A 720-nucleotide genomic window follows, 5' to 3' on the forward strand; every position below is an offset into this window, starting at 1 on the left:
CTTGGCGGCCTCGCTGCCGGGCGTCGGCATGTTCCGAATAACCAGGAACTGCTGAATCATCGTCCAGAAGTTCGACGTGAGCCAGTAGAACATGACGCCGAGCGGGAAGGCCACACCGGAGAAGGCGAAAACAAGCGGCAACAGGTAGAGCATGATGCGCTGCTGCTTGAACATAGGGCTCGCCTTGGTCTCGGGCGACATGTTCTTGGAGACAATCTGCAGCTGAGTGATGAACTGTGACGCGGTCATCAGGACAACCATGGTGGCCGCAATGATCATCACCGAAGCGTTGAAGGGCTCGCCGGCGAGCATCGGGGTCCACTGCGACGCGAACGAGCTGTGCAGCGGCGCGTCACCGAACAGGGTCGCATTGCCGAAGCTGTGGGCCAGCTCGGTGTTGAGTGGGCCAACGCCGGGCAGTGAGCGTTGCGCGTTGTTCAGAACGGAGAACAGCGCGAAGAAGATCGGCATCTGCAAGAGCAGGGGTAGGCAGGAGCTCAGCGGGTTTGTACCGGTGCGCTTGTATAGCGCCATCGTCTCGCGGGACATGGCCTCGCGGGAGAACTGGTCTTTCTTGCCCTTGTACTTGTCCTGAATCTTCTTGAGCTGGGGCGCGACCTCGAGCATCTTGCGCTGGCTCTTGATCTGCTTGACGAAGATGGGAATCAGCGCCGCACGCACCACCAGGACGAGCCCGACAATCGACAAGACCCAGGTGAG

General features: G+C 60.1%; 1 protein-coding gene. It reads right to left on the reverse strand.

The features are described from left to right. Positions 1-720 (reverse strand): membrane protein insertase YidC (gene yidC, locus JF66_RS19520; RefSeq protein WP_035880549.1); only part of this gene is annotated, 720 nt, incomplete at both ends.

It is taken from the genome of Cryobacterium sp. MLB-32 (assembly GCF_000738085.1).
Lineage (GTDB): Bacteria > Actinomycetota > Actinomycetes > Actinomycetales > Microbacteriaceae > Cryobacterium.